Origin of the sequence: Egicoccus sp. AB-alg6-2 (assembly GCF_041821025.1) — a bacterium.
Taxonomy (GTDB): Bacteria; Actinomycetota; Nitriliruptoria; order Nitriliruptorales; family Nitriliruptoraceae; genus Egicoccus.
In genome coordinates, this window is sequence record NZ_JBGUAY010000007.1 from 39,048 (window position 1) to 52,812 (window position 13,765).

At 71.9% G+C, this 13,765-nt stretch carries 13 protein-coding genes; 8 read left to right on the plus strand and 5 right to left on the minus strand.

Annotation, left to right across the window (positions count from 1 at the left end; genetic code table 11):
* The first annotated feature begins 6 nt into the window (after positions 1 to 6).
* From fliQ to ACERMF_RS13855, 6 genes are all read left to right on the plus strand, one after another.
* On the plus strand, positions 7 to 276 hold the full coding sequence (gene fliQ / locus ACERMF_RS13830) for a flagellar biosynthesis protein FliQ (RefSeq protein WP_373669698.1): 270 nt from the start codon (positions 7 to 9) through the stop codon (positions 274 to 276).
* Positions 277 to 307: 31 nt separating this feature from the next.
* Positions 308 to 1,090: a flagellar biosynthetic protein FliR gene (locus ACERMF_RS13835; RefSeq protein ID WP_373669699.1), complete on the plus strand. Its 783-nt coding sequence runs from the start codon at positions 308 to 310 to the stop codon at positions 1,088 to 1,090.
* A gap of 139 nt (positions 1,091 to 1,229) precedes the next feature.
* The gene (locus tag ACERMF_RS13840; RefSeq protein ID WP_373669700.1) at positions 1,230 to 2,297 is read left to right on the plus strand and encodes a flagellar biosynthesis protein FlhB; all 1,068 of its coding nucleotides are present in this window, start codon (positions 1,230 to 1,232) and stop codon (positions 2,295 to 2,297) included.
* A complete protein-coding gene (locus ACERMF_RS13845; protein WP_373669701.1) occupies positions 2,294 to 4,381 on the plus strand; it encodes an FHIPEP family type III secretion protein in 2,088 nt (695 codons plus the stop codon). The genes ACERMF_RS13840 and ACERMF_RS13845 overlap by 4 nt, the downstream gene beginning before the upstream one ends.
* Complete coding sequence (locus tag ACERMF_RS13850; protein WP_373669702.1) at positions 4,368 to 5,600, plus strand: hypothetical protein; 1,233 nt, start codon at positions 4,368 to 4,370, stop codon at positions 5,598 to 5,600. Before ACERMF_RS13845 ends, ACERMF_RS13850 begins: the two co-directional genes overlap by 14 nt.
* Positions 5,597 to 5,848, plus strand: a complete 252-nt coding sequence (locus ACERMF_RS13855; RefSeq protein ID WP_373669703.1) for a hypothetical protein — start codon at positions 5,597 to 5,599, stop codon at positions 5,846 to 5,848. Before ACERMF_RS13850 ends, ACERMF_RS13855 begins: the two co-directional genes overlap by 4 nt.
* On the opposite strand, the gene ACERMF_RS13860 is transcribed toward ACERMF_RS13855, so the two are convergent.
* The 5 genes from ACERMF_RS13860 to ACERMF_RS13880 all read right to left on the minus strand — a co-directional run bounded on the left by ACERMF_RS13860 (position 5,837) and on the right by ACERMF_RS13880 (position 10,778).
* A complete protein-coding gene (locus ACERMF_RS13860) occupies positions 5,837 to 6,649 on the minus strand; it encodes an SGNH/GDSL hydrolase family protein (RefSeq protein WP_373669704.1) in 813 nt (270 codons plus the stop codon). The two genes, ACERMF_RS13855 and ACERMF_RS13860, sit on opposite strands and share 12 nt — an antisense overlap.
* A gap of 46 nt (positions 6,650 to 6,695) precedes the next feature.
* Entirely contained in the window at positions 6,696 to 7,235 is a 540-nt protein-coding gene (locus tag ACERMF_RS13865; protein ID WP_373669705.1) for a hypothetical protein, read from the minus strand.
* A 3-nt stretch (positions 7,236 to 7,238) separates the two neighbouring features.
* The gene (locus ACERMF_RS13870; RefSeq protein WP_373669706.1) at positions 7,239 to 8,186 is read right to left on the minus strand and encodes a carbohydrate ABC transporter permease; all 948 of its coding nucleotides are present in this window, start codon (positions 8,184 to 8,186) and stop codon (positions 7,239 to 7,241) included.
* Positions 8,183 to 9,325, minus strand: coding sequence for a carbohydrate ABC transporter permease (locus ACERMF_RS13875; RefSeq protein WP_373669707.1), 1,143 nt, complete (start codon positions 9,323 to 9,325; stop codon positions 8,183 to 8,185). Before ACERMF_RS13875 ends, ACERMF_RS13870 begins: the two co-directional genes overlap by 4 nt.
* Before the next feature lie 133 nt (positions 9,326 to 9,458).
* Positions 9,459 to 10,778, minus strand: a complete 1,320-nt coding sequence (locus ACERMF_RS13880) for an ABC transporter substrate-binding protein (protein ID WP_373669708.1) — start codon at positions 10,776 to 10,778, stop codon at positions 9,459 to 9,461.
* Between the two features lie 324 nt (positions 10,779 to 11,102).
* Here ACERMF_RS13880 and ACERMF_RS13885 point away from each other — a divergent pair, with 324 nt between their 5' ends.
* Together ACERMF_RS13885 and ACERMF_RS13890 are read left to right on the plus strand one after the other, a co-directional pair.
* A complete protein-coding gene (locus ACERMF_RS13885; protein ID WP_373669709.1) occupies positions 11,103 to 12,485 on the plus strand; it encodes a GH1 family beta-glucosidase in 1,383 nt (460 codons plus the stop codon).
* Positions 12,486 to 12,523: 38 nt separating this feature from the next.
* Entirely contained in the window at positions 12,524 to 13,534 is a 1,011-nt protein-coding gene (locus ACERMF_RS13890; protein ID WP_373669911.1) for a LacI family DNA-binding transcriptional regulator, read from the plus strand.
* The last annotated feature ends 231 nt before the right edge of the window (positions 13,535 to 13,765 follow it).

Genomic DNA, 13,765 nt, shown 5'->3' on the forward strand with positions numbered 1-13,765 from the left:
GCCGCGATGAGCGACGTACAGGTCCTCGAGATCTTCGCCAACGGGATGCTGGTCGCCTCGAAGCTCGGCGGGCCGCTGCTGGCGGTCGCCCTGATCGTCGGTGTCGGCGTGTCGCTGTTCCAGACGGTGACCCAGATCCAGGAGATGACGCTGAGCTTCGTGCCGAAGGTCATCGGGATCGCCGCCGTGCTCCTGCTCAGCGGCAACTGGATGCTGCGCGAGCTGGTCAGCTTCTCGCAGCAGCTGTGGTCCTCGATCCCCAACCTCGTCGGCTGATGCGGCCGACGGGCTCCGGGAAGGGGCCCCCATGGACGTGGTGATCCCGGTCGACGGCGCGTGGGCGGTCGGCCTGGTGCTCGCCGTGACGCGCGTGGCGGCGTTCGCCGTCGCCTCGCCGGTGACGGGCCGGGCGCTGCCCGCGACGGCCAGGATCGCGGTGACGTTCGCCGTCGCGCTCGCGATGGTCCAGCCGGTGCACGGGGTCGTCGAGCTCGGCGACCTGTTCGCCGCCGGCGCCGTCAACGCGATGATCGGGGCCGCGCTCGGCTGGATCAGCGGCCTGATCCTGCACATGTTCACCTCGGCCGGCGGGATCATCGACCTCGCGTCCGGCCTGTCGATGGCCACCGTCTTCGACCCGATGCAGGGCGACTCCGGCGGGGTGTTCTCGCGACTGTTCCACCTCACGGGCATGGCGCTGTTCTTCGTCGGCGGGGGACTGGCCCTGATCATCGGCGGGCTGGTCGCCAGCGCCCGGCTGCTCCCGCTCGGTGCCGCGCTGTCACCCTCGCCCGGCCTGACCGGACTGGTGGTCGAGCTGGTCTCGCAGCTGATGCGCTCCGCCGTCGAGTTCGCGCTCCCCGTCATCGGCGTGCTGCTCATGCTCGAGCTGGCCCTGGGCCTGGCCGCCCGCTTCGCACCGCAGGCCAACATCTTCATGCTCGGCATGCCGGTCAAGATCCTGGCGGCGATCACCGTCGTCGGCTCGGCGTGGGTGCTGTTCCCCGACGCCATCAACGGTGTCGAGACCACCGTGATGCAGTCGATGGAGGCCGTCATGCGCGGCCTTGGCGCCACCACCCCGGCCTGACGGGCGCTCAGCGGCCGCGGGAGGGAGGAGGACATCCCTTGAGTGGTCACGCTGCGTGCCGACGGGGCCACGCAGCGGAAGGATCCGCGCTCCGCAGGGCCACGGACGGACCGGTCTCGACGACCGAGGTAGTCGTACCGTGGCAAAGGATGGGCGGACCGAGAAGGCCACCCCGCAGCGTCGCAAGAAGGCCCGCGACGAGGGGACGGTCGCTCGCTCACAGGAGGTCGCCGTCGCGGCCTCGTTCGCCGCACTCGTCGGCATCCTCGCCCTCACCGGTCCCAACGCCGTCCGCCAGACCCAGGGACATTTCAGCGAGGTGTTCCGAACCGCCGGCAACGCCGACGCGCTCGCGGCCTCCGGTCCCCGCGCCCTGCAGATGGTGATCGTGCTCGCCGGCCCGTTCCTCGCCGGCGCGGTGCTGGCCGGTGTGGCCGCCGGCGTGAGCCAGGTCGGCTTCAAGGTCAACATGAAGCTGGCCAAGCCCAAGCTCAAGAACCTCTCGCCCAAGAAGGGGCTCGAGAAGCTCAAGCCCGTCGTCGCCTCCTGGGAGCTGATCCGCTCCATGGTCAAGCTCGGGGCCGTCGCCGTCGTGGTCTGGCCGACCCTGTCGACCTGGCAGCAGCACCTGCAGACCGACCGCACCCTCGACGGCGCCATCCAGCGTCTCAGTGGGGTCTACGGGACCATCATCCTGCGCGCCGCCGTGCTGGCGCTGGCCATCGCCGCCGCCGACTACGCCTACCAGAAGTGGCGGACGAACACCCAGATGAAGATGAGCCACCACGACATCAAGCGCGAGCACAAGGACAGCGAGGGCGACCCGCTGGTCCGTGCGCAGCGCCGTCGCCGCGCCAGCGAGCTGTCCCGCAACCGCATGATGCGCGACGTCGCGACCGCCGACGTGCTCATCACCAACCCGACCCACCTGTGCGTCGCGCTGCGCTACGACCCCGCCGAGGGTGCGCCGCGCGTCGTCGCGAAGGGCGCCGATCTCGTGGCCGACAAGCTCAAGTCCGTCGCGCGCCGTCACGGCGTGCCGATCACCCCGAACGTCCCGCTCGCCCGGGCCCTGTTCAAGCAGTGCAAGGTCGGCCACCACGTGCCGGCGGCCCTCTACGAAGCGGTCGCCGTGGTGCTCGCCACCGCCTACCGCCGCTCGGGCCGTGGTCCGGGCAGCCGCCTGCTGCAGCGTGGTGCCGCATGAGCGCCCTGACCTCGCCGCAGGGCGGGCGCAGCTTCGCCCGCAGCATCGTGCCGCTGATGCTCGTCGGCGCCGTCGTCACCATGGTGGTGCCGATCCCGCCGGTCCTGCTCGACCTGCTGCTCGCGCTCAACCTCGCCTTCGCCCTGCTGATCCTGCTGTCGGTGTTGACACTCAAGGACACGCTGGCCCTGTCGAGCTTCCCGTCGCTGATCCTGCTCACCACCCTGATGCGGCTCGCCCTCAACGTGTCCTCGACGCGGCTGATCCTGCTCGAGGGGTACGCCGGCAAGGTGATCGAGACCTTCGGCAGCTTCGTCGTCGGTGGCTCAGTGGTCGTGGGCCTGGTCGTCTTCCTCATCCTCGTGGTGATCCAGTTCGTGGTCATCACCAACGGTGCCGGCCGTGTCGCCGAGGTCGGTGCGCGATTCGCCCTCGACGCCATGCCCGGCAAGCAGATGGCGATCGACGCCGACCTTGCCGCTGGGCTCATCAACGAGACCGAGGCACGGGAGCGGCGCACCCGCATCGCGCAGGAGTCGGACTTCTACGGCGCGATGGACGGTGCCTCGAAGTTCGTCAAGGGTGACGCCATCGCGGGCATCATCATCGTCGTCATCAACCTCATCGGGGGCCTGGTCATCGGCATCACGATGGCCGGCATGTCGGCCGGTGAAGCCGCCTCCACCTACTCGCTGCTCACGGTCGGTGACGGGCTCATCAGCCAGATCCCGGCCTTGCTCATCTCGGCCGCGACCGGCCTGCTCGTCTCGCGCGTCGACGGCGAGGAGGACCTCGGCCAGACCGTCGGTCGCCAGCTCATGCGCGAGCCGCGGGTCCTGCGCACCGGCGCCCTGGTCATGGCCGGGCTCGGCCTGCTCCCCGGTCTGCCGAAGCTGCCGTTCGCCGTCATCGTGATCGCCCTGCTGGTCCTGGGCGCCCGGGCCAAGTCGGCCGCCGACCTCACCGCCGAGCGGGTCGCCCGCGGCGAGGGCGTCGAGGGCGAGCCCGGGGTCGTACGCCTCGACCCCGACGACCCGCAGGCCCTGATCGACCAGCTCCGGGTCGAACCCCTCGAGCTCCACCTCGCCTACGACGTCCTCGATCTCACCGACCAGGAGGCCGGCGGGGACCTGCTCCAGCGGGTCCGCGCCCTCCGACGCCAGATCGGCGAGGAACTCGGCCTCGTCATGCCGCTGGTCCGCACCGCCGACGACGTGACCCTGCCGTCGGGCACGTACCGGATCCTGCTGCACGGCGTCGAGGTGGCACGGGGCAGCGCGCCCCGCGACCGCGTGCTCGCCCTGCCCGCGATCGAGGGGGAGTTGGGCGGTGTCGCCGGCGAGGAGACGATCGAACCGGTCTTCGGACTCAAGGCCTACTGGGTGCCCACCGAGGCCCGCAGCCGCGTCACCGCGACCGGGGCGACCGTCGTCGACCGCTCTGCGGTCGTGGTCACCCACCTCGCCGAGATCGGCCGCCGCCACGCCGGCGAACTGCTCTCGCGACAGCAGGTGCAACAGTTGGTCGAGTCGCTGCGGTATGACGAGCCCCTGCTGGCCGACGAGGTGGGGACCGAGACGTTGCCCGTGGCCGTCCTCCACGACGTGCTGCGCGAACTCCTGCGCGAGCGTGTGAGCATCCGCGACCTCGGCCGCATCGTCGAGGCCGTCTCCGGCCGTGCCCGCGAGACGCGCTCGCTGGACCAGTTGGTCGGCGCCGCACGGGTCGCGATCGGTGCGGGCATCCTCAGCCGCATCGCCCCGCTCGGCGAGCTCAGCGCCATCACGCTCGCGCCCGCGATCGAGGGCGAGCTGCACGAACGCGTCCGCGACATCGACGGGACGCTGCAGCTGATCGTCGAGCCCGAGCGGCTCGCCCCCCTGATCGCCGAGACCGCCGACCTCGTCAACCGCAACGGCGGCAACGCCGTGGCGGTCATCTGCGGCCAACTACTGCGTCGGCCGCTCCGCAACGCCCTCGCCGCCTCCGGCGTCGACGTCGCCGTCGTCGCCTATCCCGAACTGCCCTCCCACCTCCAGCTCAACGTGATCGGAGCCATCGGTGTCGCGCATGCAGACGTCTGAAGCACCCCAGGACACCGCGCCGGTCGCCGGCGCGACCCTGGTCGCCGAGGCGGCCACGGCCGAAGCCGCCCTCGAGGAGGTGCACGCGACCTACGGCCCCGGCGCCCGCATCATCGCCGCCAAGCGGGTCCTGCGCGGCGGCATCGGGGGCTTCTTCGCCAGGGAGGTGGTCCAGATCCACGCGGCGGCCGGGACGACCACTTCCGGCGCCGCGCCCGGCCCCGCACCGGACGCGCCCACGACCGCGCCCGCCGTCGCCGGCGACGCCCCCGCGACGGCCGCGACGGCCTCGCCGATCGACCGCCTCCTCGCCGACGCCGGCGAGGAGCCCGACGAGGTCGACTTCGCCACGTTCCTGCGGCGGCAGCTGGCGCCGCAGCCGGCAGCGGCCCAGAGCGCGAGCGTGAACGTCCCGAAGGCGCCCGGGCCGGGCCATCGCCCGCCCGCGACCCCGGTGACCTGGCCGAGCGCTGACAGTCCAGGCCGCCCGGCGTGGGCGGACGCGCCCGCCGGCTCCACCGTGACCCCCGGCACCGAACAGACGCCGCCGGCCGCCGAGACCGAGCCGCTCGCGGTGGCCGACACCGGGCTGCCGCCGACGGCCGAGCCCCTCGGGGACACCGTGCCGGAGCCGACCGGTCACACGGCGGCACCTGCCGACGAGGGGCACGCCGAGGCGGTGGCGGGCCGCGCCTGGTCGCGGACCACGCTGATCCGACTGGGTCTCCCGGTCGACTTCGTCCAGTCCCTGACCGTTTCCGACGCGGCGGACGACGTCGCGTGGACCTTCGCCCTCGCCGAGGCGCTGCGACCGCTTTGCCGGCCGCTGCCTGCCGGGCGCTCCCTTCTGATCGGCCCCCGGGCCCGTGGCCTCGCCGCCGCGATCGGGATGCCGGTGACCGCCATCGGTCAGCCCCTGCTGGCACTGGGTGACGTCGCCGCGGGCGTGACCGGCTCGGAGACCAGCCTGCACTGGCTGGCGCGGGCCCGTCGCGGCCGGTGGCTCCACCTCGTCGCCGGCGGCAAGGGCTGGCGCGAACTGCTGCATGCCGACCCCCTGGCGATCTCGTGGGCCGCCGAGGAACACCTGCCCGAGGCGCTGCGCGCGGCCGTCGAACTCGGCCTCGTCCTGGGTTACGGCCCCGCCGGTGGGACCACGGGCCGGGCGCAGCCGCTGGACGTCGCCCTGGCCATCCGCGACCTGGTGCCGTCCCGATGAGCGCCGGACCCCTGCGCCGCGCCATCGCCGCCCTCGGCATGCTGGCGCTGATCCCGATCCTCGCGATGATGGCGAGCGGGGCGATCACCCCCATCGACGCCGCCATCCGGGCATTGAGCGTCGCGGCCGCCGTCATCGTCCTCGGCAACGTCGCGCGCGCCTTCCTCACGGGCGCCCTGCGGCGCGTGGAGCGCCGCGCCTCGGCCGAGGAGCGGCGGACCGCGCCCGACGAGCAGCTACCGGTCTGATGCTGCCGGTGACTGGACCCGGTCGGACCCCGCGGGCGTGACCGGCACAGGCCGGGGCCGCTTCGCCGGAATCCCGTCGCCCGAGGACCGTCCGCGGGCCTTGCGGTACAGCCACGGTCCGAAGTGGGTGCGCGCCCAGGCGAGCTCCGCGGCGAGCACCTCGGAGCGGTGCCGCACCGCCGGCGGGGGGAGCGGCTGCTGCCAGTCGGGCGTCGCCTCGGGCAGTCCGAGCCGGTGCGCCAGGGCGGCGGCGATGCGTTCGTGCCCGGGCCCGTTCGCGTGCAGTCGATCCTCGCTCCACAGCCGCGGGTCGCTGGCGACCGGATGGGCGGCGAGGTCGAGCAGCAGGGCGCCGGAGCGGGTGCAGGCGCGACGGATCCCGTCGTTGAGTGCGAGCAGGCGGCGCCCCAGCGGCCGCGCGAGCGGCAGCACGGGCGCCAGGTCCGGCAGCGTGAAGCTGACCACGGTCGCGCCCTCGCGGACGAAGGCCGCCTGCATCGCGTGCAGGTCCCTGACCACCGACCGCGCGTCGAACGAGGGACGCAGCAGGTCGTTCATCCCCGACACGACGGTGACCAGGTCCGGCGCGAGTTCCAGTGCCGGCAGCAGCTGCTCGGCCCGGATCCGGGCGGTCGTGCGGCCTCGCACGGCCAGGTTCGCGTACTCGAGTGGGGCGTCCTGGGCCGCGTCGACGTGCACGGCGAAGCGGTCGGCCCAGCCCCGGTAGCCGCCGTTGCCGTCGGGGTCGTCCATGCCCTCGGTGGTGCTGTCGCCGATGGCCACGTAGCGCCGCCAGACCACGGAACGCCCCCTCCTGCGTCGCCCGTGCGGCGCGCCGGGCGCGAGGTTATGCCGCCTCGTCGTTCCCGGAGGCGGCCGCACGACCCAGCGTGATCTCGTCGGCGATCCCCGTCGTCGCCAGCGGCAGTGCAGCCGCGCTGACGATGGCGAAGTCGGTGGCGCCGATGGCGATCAGCAGCAGTACGTACGCGCTCGCCACCACGAGCGTGACGATCCGCGTGCGCAGTCCGACCCCGCCCAGCCGGCGCTGGGCGACGACACCGCCGGCGCCGAACCCGGCGAAGAGGCCGACAACCGGGTTGAGCAGCACGACGGGGAGTCCGACGAGCAGGAACAGCCCCATCGCCTTGAGCACCGCCCCCGGCGCGCCACGGTGTCGGGACCCGAATGCCAGCACCAGGAACGTCAGGGGGACGAGCGCGAGCCCGAACGCCACCAGGTCGGCCGGGACGGGATCGCCGGCGTGCGAGGCGCCGAGCGCGGTGACGATGGGCCAGTAGGCGAACTGCATCACCAGGCTGGCGGCGATGATCGCCAGCCAGCGACGGCGGGGAGACAGCTCCCCGCCGCCGAACAGCGTCCCCATGCGTCAGCCCTTCACCGCACCCGCGGTCAGGCCCCGGACGAAGAAGCGCTGGAGCGAGAAGAACACCACCATGGGCAGACCCATCGTGACGAACGCCGCCGCCGGCAGGATGTGCCGATTCTGGCCGAAGGCGCCCTGCAGGTCGGCCAGCGCCAGCTGCAGCACCCGGACGTCGGCGGTGCCGCCGAGGAAGACCAGGGCCACCAGCAGGTCGTTCCAGACCCACAGGAACTGCAGCGTGGCGAACGCCGCCAACGCCGGGACCGAGAGCGGCACCACGAGGCGGGTGAAGATCTGCATGTGGGTGGCGCCGTCGACCCGGGCGGACTCGATGATCGAGGACGGCAGCGAACCGACGTAGTTGCGCAGCAGGTAGATCGCCAGCGGGAGCCCGAACCCGGTGTGCGCCAGCCACATGGCCGGGAAGCTGCCCTGCAGCTGCAGCGCGGGGAAGATCGTGATCCCGAACAGCTCGACGCCGTTCTGGTACAGGCGCAGGATCGGGATCAGCGCCACGTGCAGCGGCACGGCGATCAGCGCGACGACGCCGACGAAGAGCAGGTAGCGGCCCTTGAAGTGCATCCACGAGAACGCGTATGCCGCGAACATGGCGATCGTGATCGGGATCACGGTGGAGGGGATGGTCACCGCCAGGCTGTTGATGAACGCGTTGCCGAAGCCCCGCGACTGGCCCAGGACGGTGGCGTAGTTGTCCAGCGTCCACTGGCCCTCGGCGAAGGGTCGGATGAACGCCGTCCACCAGCCCTCGGAGTTGATGTAAGAGCGGGTGCGGAACGACGAGATGAACAGGCCGACGGTCGGGATCAGCCAGATCGCCACGATCACGATGACTGTGATCCGGACGAACCAGCCGCTGCCCGAGGACTTCGTCCCGGTCGGCCGCGGCGCCGCGGTGGTGGCCTCGGGGGCCGAGGTGGTGGCGGTGCTCATCGGATCTCCTCCTCGGCGCGGAAGCGCTTGATGTTCCAGATCATCACGGGCAGGACGAGCACGAACAGCATGGTCGCGATCGCCGCCCCCTGGCCCTGGTCGCGGAAGGTGAAGAACCAGCGGATGAAGCGTTCGGCGATCACCTCGGTGCCGTCGCGACCGCCGGTCATGACCCAGACGATGTCGAAGATCTTGAGGACGTTGATGATCATCGTCGTGGTGACGACCACGATGGCCGACATGATCGAGGGCACGGTGATGCGCCAGAACACCTGCAGTTCGGTGGCGCCGTCGATGCGGGCGGCCTCGAGGATGTCCTCGGGGACGCCCTTGATCGCCGCCGACAGGATCACCATGGCGAAGCCGGTCTGCATCCAGACCATGATGATCATCAGGAAGAAGTTGTTCCAGGGGTAGATGGCCGTCCACGACACGGGGTCCTGGCCCAGTGCGGTCAGGATGCCGTTGAGCAGACCGGTCTGGTTGCCGAACGCCTGGAAGTCGTAGATGAAGGCCCAGACGACGCTGGCGCCCACGAACGAGATCGCCATCGGCAAAAAGATCAGCGACTTCGCCAGCGACTCGCCCTTGCGCAGTCGGTCGGCGAGGACGGCGAAGACCAGGCCGATGCCGACCGCGAGCCCGGGCACCACGACCATCCAGGCGAGGGTGTTGAGCACCGAGCGGCGCAACGAGGGGTCGGTCCAGATGCGTACGAAGTTGTCGGTGCCGATCCATTCGTTGCCGCGGGCGTCCTGGAACCCGAGCATGATGGTGCGGATGGCGGGGTAGAGCAGGAAGATGCCCAACAGGATCAGTGCCGGTCCGACGAACACCCACGGCCGCACGGTCTCCTGGAACCGGAGCGGCAGGCCGTCGGTGAGGCGGTCGAGCAGCACGAACAGCGCGAAGACCCCGACGACCCCGATCAGGAGGGCGACGCTGACCACGAGCGCGGCGTTGGCGTCGGTGCCACGCATCCACTCGAACGCCGCCAGCGACAGCACGGCCGTCAACAGCAGCAACCCGCCGCTGATGGCGACCTTGGCCCGGTTCATGCCCCCCGGTGGCCGGATCCCCTCGTCCGACAGCTCCTCGTCGTCGACCTGGGTCGTCGGCGGTGGCGGTGACGTCGTCACGGCAACTCTCCCTCGCGCGTTGCACCTCCCGGCACGCTAGCCATTCGCGGCCGGCGCGTGCGCGGATTCCCGGACGTGTCGGGCACGGATCGGGGGCGCCGCGATCGCGGCGCCCCCGATGGTCATGCCGGACTCAGCTGGACGGCCAGCTGTTCTGCACCTCGGTCAGCAGCGACTCGATGTCGCCACCGCGCATCCACTCGTTCATGGCGTTCCAGAACGAGCCGGAACCGACCTGGGGCGGCATGAGGTCCGACGCGTCGAAACGCGCCGTGCCCTCGCGCAACGCGCTCAGGGTGGACTCGGCGGCCGTCGCGACCACCTCGTCGTCGTAGCAGTCCGCCGTGGTGTTGACGTTCGGCGAGATGCGGGCCACGTCCTCGAAGCTGCCCTGTGCGCACTGGGCGTCCGTGTCGGTGAAGACGCGGATGAACTCGCGGACCTCGGGACGGTCGTCGAAGACCGTGGCCAGCTCGCCGGCGATCAGGGCGCCGTCGTTGCCGTCGATCGAGGGGAACGGGAACACGCCGTAGTCGGTGCCGAACTCCGCCCCGTCGGGGAAGAAGTTGGTGATGAACGACGCCTGACGGTGCATCAGGGCGTCGGGCTCGTCGCCGATGATGGCCGCGGGGGCGTCACGGAAGTCGATGTCGGGGATCGCCGACTTGCCGCCGACCACGAAGCCCTCGCCGTCGAGGATGCGGTCGAACGTCTCGGCCGCCTCGACGATCGCGGGGTCGTCGAAGGGGACCTCGTTGGAGACCCAGCCGTCGTAGGTCTCGGCACCGGCCTGGCGCAGGACGATGTCCTCCATCCAGTCGGTCGCCGGCCAGCCGGTCGCGTCGTCGGAGCCGGTCCCGATCGCCCAGGGCGTGTAGCCGTCGGCGACCATCTGCTCGGACAGCGAGATGAGGTCGTCGAAGGTCTCGGGGATCTCGTAGCCCTCGGCCTCGAAGACCGGGATGTTGTACCAGACCAGGGACTTGAAGTTGACGTTGGTCGGGATGCCGTAGTGCTCACCCTCGTACTCGCCGAGCGAGAGCAGGTAGTCACCGAACCGCTCTTCGAGTTCGGCGATGTCGAAGCCCATGGACTCCAGCGAGATCGCGTTGCCCTGCGCCGCCTGGTCGACGACCGCGCCCGGCTGCGGGTAGATCGCGATGTCCGGCGGGTTGCCGCCGTCGATGCGGATCTGGACCTGCGACTCGAAGCTGTCCGAACCCTCGTAGACGGCGTTGGCGCCGGTGGGCTCGTTGAAGTACTCCTGGATGACGGCGTTGATGGCGTCGCCCTCGACGCTGGTGGGAGCGCCGAAGACGGTCACCTCGGTGCCGCTGAGGTCGCCCTCCTCACCGGTGGCGGTGTCCCCGTTGTCGTCGTCGCCACCGCCGCAGGCGGTGAGCGCAAGTGCGGACGCGGCCAGAGCCGCGACCAACCTCTTCGTGTGGCGCATACGTGTCGACCTTCTTCCCCTGCGCCGGGATCCGGCGCTCGTGGACGTGTCCGCTGGCTCTGCCTCGAGCGGGCGGGCAGGATGGCGCGGGAGCCAACCTACGATCGCCACCGTAGGCCTTCGATCGCCGGAACGGGACCGGTTGCAACCTTTCCGGTGCCTCAGCGCGCGCGGACAGGCGCTGCCGGGGCGCGCCATTGACAGGGCGCGCCGCGCCGACCACACTGTGGGAGCGCTCCCACGCCCCTGGCGGGGAGCGCTTCGTGCGTCCGGGTGGCAGGACCGGTCCGAACGCGACGGCCGACCGCGCAGACGAGGATGCTCATGACGATCGAGGCAGCGGCACTGCCACCGGCGATCTACGGCGTGGCGACCTCCAGCTACCAGATCGAGGGGGCCACCGACGTCGACGGCCGCGGCGACTCCATCTGGGACACCTTCGGTCGCGTGCCCGGCAACGTGGTGGGCGGCGACACCGGCGAGACCGGCTGCGATCACTACCACCGCCTGTCCGAGGATCTCGACCTGCTGGCCTGGCTCGGCGTGGACAGCTACCGGTTCTCGATCGCCTGGCCCCGGGTCCTGCCTGACGGCGAGCGCGTCGAGTCGCGGGGGCTCGCCTTCTACGACCGTCTCGTCGACGGCCTGCTCGACCGCGGCATACGACCCCTGGCCACCCTCTACCACTGGGACCTGCCCCAGGCGTTGGAGACCGCCGGCGGCTGGGCGTCGCGTGAGACCGTCGAGCGGTTCGCCACCTATGCCCGGGTCGTGGCCGAACACCTCGGCGACCGCGTCGGCGACTGGTCGACGCTGAACGAGCCCTGGTGCTCGGCCTTCCTCGGCTACGACGTCGGCGTCCACGCCCCGGGGGTCCGTGACCCCGCCCGGGCCATCGCCGCGACCCATCACCTGCTGCTGGCGCACGGCCGCGGCACCCGCGTCCTGCGGGACGTGCTCGGCCCGGACGCGAGCATCGGCCTGGTGATCAACCCCGCGCCGGTACGACCTGCGTCCGACGCCGCCGAGGACGTCGAGGTGGTCGCCCTCGCCGACGGCATGCGCAACCGCGTGTGGACCGATCCCGTCTTCCGCGGTGTCTACCCCGACGACGTGCTGGCGGCGTGGGAGCCGCTCGCCGACCTGGCGGCCCTGCACCGCGACGGCGACCTCGACGAGATCGCCGCTCCCGTCGACGTGCTCGGCATCAACTACTACACGCCGCTGTACGTGGGTGCACGCGCCGCCGGCCACGAGGGCGCGTCACCGGCCGGACCCGGTCAGGACCACGTCGTCGAACTGTCCGGTCCGCCGCCGGCGTCGGCGATGGGCTGGAGCATCGACCCGACCGGCCTGTACGACCTGCTCACCCGCCTCGACGCCGACTACGACGTGCCGATGGCGATCACCGAGACCGGCGGTGCGTTCCCCGACGCCCCCGACGAGGACGGCCGCGTCGACGACACCGACCGCATCGCCTACCTCGACGGCCACCTCGAGGAGTTCGCCCGGGCCGCCAGGGACGGGGTCGACCTGCGGGCCTTCTACGTGTGGACGCTGCTGGACAACTTCGAGTGGGCCGAGGGGTACCGGCGTACCTTCGGGATCGTGCGCGTCGACCGCGACACGATGCGACGGATCCCCAAGCGCTCGGCGTACTGGTACCGCGACCTGCTGGCGGCGCGGACCGTGCGCCCGACGGGGTGAATGCGCCGCGGCGCGCCGGCGCGCCGACGCTCGAGGCGGTGGCGGCGCGCGCGGGCGTGTCGCGCTCCACGGTCAGCCGGGTCGTCACCGGCCATCCACGCGTCTCGCCGGAAGCGCGCCTGGCGGTGGAGTCGGCGGTCGCCGAACTGGGCTACCAGCCCAACCGGGCCGCCCGTTCGCTCGCGACCCGGCGCACCGGCACGGTGGCCCTCGTGGTCCGCGAGCCCGAGGAGCGCGTGTTCGACGAGCCGTTCTTCGCCGGGATCGTGCGGGGCGTGAGCCGGGCGATGGCCCGCACGGACCTGCAGCTGGTCCTGCTGCTCGCGGGTGCCGAGCCGGCGGCCCCGGACGGGGTGGACACCGACGCCCTGGCGCGCGTCGAGCGGTATCTGCTCGGCGGACACGCCGACGGGGCGCTGTTGTTGTCGCTGCACGCCGACGACCCACTGCCGGGCCGTCTGCGGGCGGCGGGCCTGCCGGTGGTGGTCGGCGGCCGCCCGCCGAAGGACGACGCAATCGTGTCCTGGGTCGACGCGGACAACCGCGGTGGCGGGGCGCTCGCCACCGGACACCTGCTCCGGCGTGGCCGGACCACCGTCGGGGTGTTGACCGGTCCCGCCGACATGGTCGCGGCACGTGACCGCCTCGCCGGATTCCGAGACGCGCGGCGGGACGCGGGCCGCGCGCCGGCGCCCGAACTCGAGGAGACCGGCGACTTCACACGCGCCGGGGGAGCGCGGGCCATGGCCCGGCTGCTGCGACGTGTTCCCGACCTCGACGGCGTCGTCGTCGCCTCGGACCTCGCCGCGCTGGGCGCCCTCCAGGCCTTGGCGGCGGCCGGGCGGAAGGTGCCGGCCGACGTCGCCGTCGTCGGATTCGACGACTCCCTGGTCGCCGCGTCGGCGCAGCCGCCGTTGACGACCGTGCGGCAGCCCGTCGAGCAGCTGGGCGTCCGCATGGTGGAGCTGCTCGGGACGCAACTCGCCGGGGACCCCGCGCTACGCCACGAGATCCTGCCGACCGAGCTCGTGGTCCGCGCCAGCGGCTGACATGGCGTGGTCCGCGCCAGTGGCGCAGATGGTGTTGACGTCGGCGTCGAAATCCGGTGGGGGCCGCTCGCTCGGGCCGCGGGCGGGCGGGGCCGTGCTGCGGTGGTGAGACTCTTGCGTACCAATCGGTCCGCGACCGCTCGACCGCGACGCAACAGCGGTGCGTGACCGTGCCGATGCCGGCTCGTTGCTCGACGTGAACGTCGGTCCCTGCGCCTCGTCCGATGGCGC